Source organism: Bartonella sp. MR90HLJMH (assembly GCF_042194115.1).
GTDB lineage: Bacteria > Pseudomonadota > Alphaproteobacteria > Rhizobiales > Rhizobiaceae > Bartonella > Bartonella grahamii.
In genome coordinates, this window is the sequence record NZ_JBHIMM010000022.1 from 1 (window position 1) to 5,343 (window position 5,343).

Below are 5,343 nucleotides of genomic sequence, written 5' to 3' on the forward strand. Positions count from 1 at the left end.
GTGGACAAAGCACCAAGTTCATTTGCCAATACACCTGCATGTGCACCGGACCCATAACGACCCGCACCTGCAAAAGAGCTGTTAATCGTATCTCTTACACGGTCTAAGCTATTTTGAAGGGCGGCATTAAAAGACGGATTCTGTCCAACCATACCACCAGAAGCCATATGTCTAAGATTCATGGCTGCCGACGTTGGATTGTAGATTGTATTCATCAAAGAGCGATTTTGATAATGATGAGGAATACTGCCAAGACCACTAATGCCATAGCGCGTTTGATCACTTAACGGGGCAATACGAGGTCCCCCATACACATTCCCCCCAATCCCTGTGTCATACATTTGATACGCATCCCTACCCCCACGCTTAAATACATTCTCCATCCAAGCAGGAGGGGCGCTTGTCTGTACCTGCTTTTGTTCTGTTGTTGCTGGTGTCTTGCTCCCCATTTCATAATTCCTTCCTGTAATAAAGCATATCTATGCTGTAACCTTGCTTGTCCAATGCACGTTTCCAACCCAAACGACCCAAGATCTCCATTTCAAAAGCCCCATTCTCACGCGCCCAATCCTCTGCAACTTGCAAATTGTCAACTTGATCAAGAACACCCTTGCCACTACATTCACAAATGAGCGCGCGCTTCTTTCCTAAAACTGTCTGTTGTATCTGGGTCGTGACTGCTGCTAAAAATCGCTCTTCATCATCCAAAACAAGCCATAACTGTTTCTCGCCCATGCAAATAGATTCAATGAGTTCTTGCAACGTAACTTCATGTTTAAAACGCTCTACATACTCTCTAAAAGATGCAATAATCTCTTCAAGATAAGGGGCTATACGCTCCATATCCCAAGAACTGGTCAAAAAGACTTTTGCCATTACCCTCTACCAAAAGGACGTAAATCCACATTAAACCCCGTAATCATCGTCCAAGGTTCATTCTTAGGAATGCGCAATTTAAACCGGTGATAACGATTGCGCGAACGCCCATGATAAGCGCCCGTGACATAAGAACACACCCTCTCCTTATGCCATGTGATCGGCGTCTGATTATTGCGAAGACGACGTTCTCCTATACTTAAAAGACCTTCTGTCGTATCAACTTCAGCAAACATTTTCGTGATAAAGTTAAAACTTCCATCCGGTGCCCCCATCTCTTGCGAAACAACCGTTGCCTCCATCGGGGCTCCTGTAAACATAACAAGCCGATTGTTTTCATCAAAAGCACCAAGCATTGGAGCGCCACTTTGCCAACGGGGGCTGTCTAAAGAAGCCGGCAATGCCTCAAGATTGAGCGAAATCTCATCTAACTGTTCTAAAGTATAACCTGTTGTAAACACTGGAAACAACGTGAAAAGCTTTCCCTGTAGTGTCGACCATTTCTGTAAACCCCAATCATAAACAAAGGTGGTTTGTTCGTTATTGCCACTCTTTAAGGACCAATAAATCCGGTTATCAATGGGGTCTATAACTCCTTGCATCTCATCAAGAGCAAACTTATCAAATGTTTTAAAAACCGTTCTATCAACCTTTTCAAAGCCTATCGGTAAAAGTTGACCATCTAAACTCATCTGATAAAAACCACCATCACCTGCAAAAAAAGCGTCACTCCCTCGACAAGCTATAGAGGCTGCACTGCGGGCTCCTCGCTTGTCTTGTATCTTTTGAAACGTAAACACAATCTTAGAACCAGCAACAAAGGTTCCAGCATAAATAGCAGAACGCATAAAAATGAGGGGATTGGTGGATTCTGTTGCCCCTTGAACATATTCTCCATCCGGAAAATCTTGAAAATCGCAATCTTTCTGTTTAACTGTCCAATGGGTTGCATCATCCAAACCAGACCAATGAATACGATTGGGGTGATCTGTCAATTGCATCAAACAAACAAAAGGTCCCCAAACCTTCACCAATCCTGCTTTCGGTGGATTGCCGCCTAAATCTTCAAATCGTTCAGAACTATGGGTATTAAAAACTTGTGGTTTATCATTTTTATTGACCGCAATAATTCTTTGACCAAACAGAGCAAATGACCATTGATTATCCTCATGCGCATGATAGGTCACACCACTTTGGCTTATGTCTTTCCAACCTTTCGTTTGACTATCATAACTGTAAAGCTTTTGCTTGCCTCCTACGATTATCTTTACACCATTACCGCTTCTAAAGGCGATTGAACCCAAGGGCTTTTCTTCCAAAGGATTAGAAACAACCATTGCACTAGGCATGGGTATGTAACCACCATCTGCCGGTAAAACATTCACAAGGCTATCCGTAAAACTGCCGTTGACAACCGCAACATCCGGTCTGTAATCGGCTATAGGAAAATAAACCATGCTAAAAATCCGTTGGTATTATTCTGGTCACGTTATGACGTTGAGACGTCTCTGCACGCAATTCATTCAACTGTTCGTTAAAATCATTGTAAGCTGCCGTTGCACAATCGGGGTCTTTCAAGATATTCTTGTAAAGTTCGTATTTTGCACGCGCCTTAATCAAATCAAACGCGTGCACAAACCATGGATGCTCCTCATCGACACTCTCTATCTCTGATAAACGCAATGGAGAGAGAATGAGTTGAATCTGATAGACTCTATCCGGCGTGGGATAAAGATGTAATTTCCTATCAAAATAACTGTAACAAACCGGCGTTCCTTGCTGCTCTGATGATAACAAAGGCTCTAAAGAAACATGGTCCTTACATTCCAAGGCAAACTTATGATGTTGATCAGAACTCAGATAAACGTTTTTGATTTTAACAGCACTTTCGATATGGCTGGTAGTGCTTGCATCATAAACACCTTGTCCCGCCCGTGTCTCAAACACCACATCACGGCTTTCGTTAAAGTAAAAGGTCTCCCGTTCACAAAAACGAATGGCTGCAAAAATGCTTTCTTGGATTTGTTGAACATACTCATCGGCTATGTCATCAATCTCATCTTGAATGACCGACACTAAGTGCGAAAGTGTTCTCTTATGACGATAAACATCTCGCTTTACTGGTATCGGTCCTCCGGTTTTAACCCGAATATAATGACGTGTCATCAAAATACCTCTCAGTGATTAGTCACGAATTCAACGACTATACTTGCTTGCCCAGCTTGTACTGTTTTGTCCGCTTTGGCATAGAGAGTAAGTTCTTCATCATAAGGGATAAACTCCTTCTGATTGGTAGGCTTAACCTCTTTTACTGCCTGTTGTTTGATTTCTGCTTCACCAAACTCATTGCCGCCAGCAGTGCACCCTATTTTTACCTTCGTGTCCGAAAATGCTGTCTTGACATACACTTTAATCGAAGTGATCAAAGCACCACGAGGTAGCGTGCCTATTCTCATAGCGTTTTCTTTATCTTCATAGCTAAAATTAAGCCGCAAAAAGCTTACCTGCTGGGTATGAAGATTTCTCCCTTGCAAGGGCTGTGGTAAATAATCTGCCATGTCTTATCCCCTCAATGATTTGTCACAAATTGCACAACCACAATACATTCACCAGCATCTGTTGTTTTATCCCGTGTTGCATAAAGGGTCATCTCCTTATCATCTGCAACAAAAGACTTTTGATCTGTTGGCGTAAAATCTTGCGTGCCTTGGGCTTTGATATCCTTTTCACTGAACTCATTGCCACCATAGGTGCTCCCTATCTTCAACTTCGCTTCTGAAAACGCGGTCTTGACAAAAGCCTTCATCGAAGTGATCAAAGCGCCACGAGGCAAAATTCCTATTTTCTCCGTAAGATGCTTATCTTTATGAGAGATATTCAAACGTAAGAAACTCACCTGTTGGGTGTGAAGATTTCTCCCCTGTAGTGGAGGTGGTAATTGATCTGCCATGTCTTGCTTCCTCCCTATGATTAATTATCAGGTTCACCGCTGTAGGTGGGGATAACAATCGTTCCAAAATCTTGAGCTGTTTGTGCGCTATTGGGCATCTTAAAACGTGTTTTCTTCATTCCTATTAAGGTTTTGGCTGCAACACCAAATTCACGTTCATAATCAAAATACTCTTCTTTAAGCGTATAATGCGTTGCACTGTGATTTTTGCCAAAACCAATAACAGCACTTTGCGCCCCTAGAAACACCGCGCGACGCACACTTTTAACAGCTGTATTATCTGTCGATTTAACACCATGGGTCACATGAATAGCTTCGCGTAAAACAACACCATTATACATGCCTAGAGAACCATCAAAGATCGGGTTCTTCGCACGGGAAGTTGCATAAACGGATTTTTGGATGTCTAACCACTCACCAGCTGCTGTATTGGTTCGCAATTGCATAACTTGTGTTGGATGCAAATACAAAACATAAACATCATCACCATTGACGTGGACGGGAGAAATTTGCGGATTGGCAAGTTTGGCTTGTTTAACCGCTTCATCAATCAATTTAAGACTAAAGCTATGTTTGGCTTTTTCTGTAAGATCTTCATCCTTGGTTTTTGCTTCTGGGCGGATAATACGTTCACTGCTTGGTGCCATAACTTCATTAAAGCCATAATGAACCGGTTTAATATACACTTCTCGACCATCAACATTGATCGTACGGGGTGTATAACCACATACCTGAAGAAAGAACATGATGCTTAAACGATTGGCATACCAACGAACTAAACCTTCTTTGGCTTTTTTCCGTAAATTGGGGAGAATTCTCTGTTGGTCAATCGAGTCATCATTCGCTACACGTGCTGCATGTAAAAGCTCGTTAATCACCAACCGATCATTCATAAATTGAAGCGCTTCTTCATTGCCCTCTAAGGTTTCGCCTTGCGTGACACCGTCCCCAAACAGATTGACCAGCAGACTAAACGTAACGCTATCCCCTGCACTCTTATGGGTTTCGTTGTAAAGCTGGATAATGCTGTTCGAACTTTTGCCAATCAGAGGAGCAATTTTTGTCGCTTTCAAAACTTCATTGCTTAATTTCTGTGACCACAATTTCACCGATTGCGGATCATGGGTTCCTATATGTGTTGTTGCCATTGATTTCACCTTTCTTTGCTGTAAAAAAACCGGCTTAAAGCCGGTGGAAAACCCGCATCAAGGCGGATTATGTTGTAAAACTTATTGCCTAATCAGGGTCTGCACCCATAATTTCATAAAAACGGGCTTCATTCTTCGGATTTGATATCCAAGCATTGAATTCTTTCTCAGACATATTCGCAAGTGTCTCTTTGGTCATAGGACCCGTCACGCCCCCTCCTCCAGATGCCGTTAAGGTTCTCGCAGAATTCTGACGGCTTTGAAGTTCTGCAACTTGATTATTCGCTTGTAATGCTTGGTTCTGATAGCCAAGATTTTGCGCTATTCTATAAATCTCTTCTGCCGGATTGAGATCTCTTTGTGCACAAG

The 5,343-nt window shown here is 42.5% G+C and carries 6 protein-coding genes and 2 pseudogenes; all 8 read right to left on the reverse strand.

Annotation, left to right across the window (positions count from 1 at the left end):
• Window positions 1-449 (reverse strand): annotated as a pseudogene (locus ACFIJ9_RS08450) (hypothetical protein); the annotation flags it as partial.
• Between the two features lies 1 nt (window position 450).
• A complete protein-coding gene (locus ACFIJ9_RS08455) occupies window positions 451-876 on the reverse strand; it encodes a hypothetical protein (protein WP_375636728.1) in 426 nt (141 codons plus the stop codon).
• On the reverse strand, window positions 876-2,333 hold the full coding sequence (locus ACFIJ9_RS08460) for a hypothetical protein (protein WP_375636730.1): 1,458 nt from the start codon (window positions 2,331-2,333) through the stop codon (window positions 876-878). The genes ACFIJ9_RS08455 and ACFIJ9_RS08460 overlap by 1 nt, the downstream gene beginning before the upstream one ends.
• 1 nt (window position 2,334) lies before the next feature.
• A complete protein-coding gene (locus ACFIJ9_RS08465; protein ID WP_375636732.1) occupies window positions 2,335-3,042 on the reverse strand; it encodes a hypothetical protein in 708 nt (235 codons plus the stop codon).
• A gap of 11 nt (window positions 3,043-3,053) precedes the next feature.
• Window positions 3,054-3,434, reverse strand: coding sequence for a hypothetical protein (locus ACFIJ9_RS08470; protein WP_375631879.1), 381 nt, complete (start codon window positions 3,432-3,434; stop codon window positions 3,054-3,056).
• Between the two features lie 11 nt (window positions 3,435-3,445).
• The gene (locus ACFIJ9_RS08475; RefSeq protein ID WP_252619690.1) at window positions 3,446-3,826 is read right to left on the reverse strand and encodes a hypothetical protein; all 381 of its coding nucleotides are present in this window, start codon (window positions 3,824-3,826) and stop codon (window positions 3,446-3,448) included.
• Window positions 3,827-3,846: 20 nt separating this feature from the next.
• Window positions 3,847-4,974 carry a N4-gp56 family major capsid protein gene (locus tag ACFIJ9_RS08480; RefSeq protein WP_375636734.1) on the reverse strand — a complete coding sequence of 376 codons (1,128 nt, stop codon included), beginning with the start codon at window positions 4,972-4,974 and terminating at the stop codon, window positions 3,847-3,849.
• 88 nt (window positions 4,975-5,062) lie between these two features.
• Window positions 5,063-5,343, reverse strand: a pseudogene (locus tag ACFIJ9_RS08485) (hypothetical protein); the annotation flags it as partial.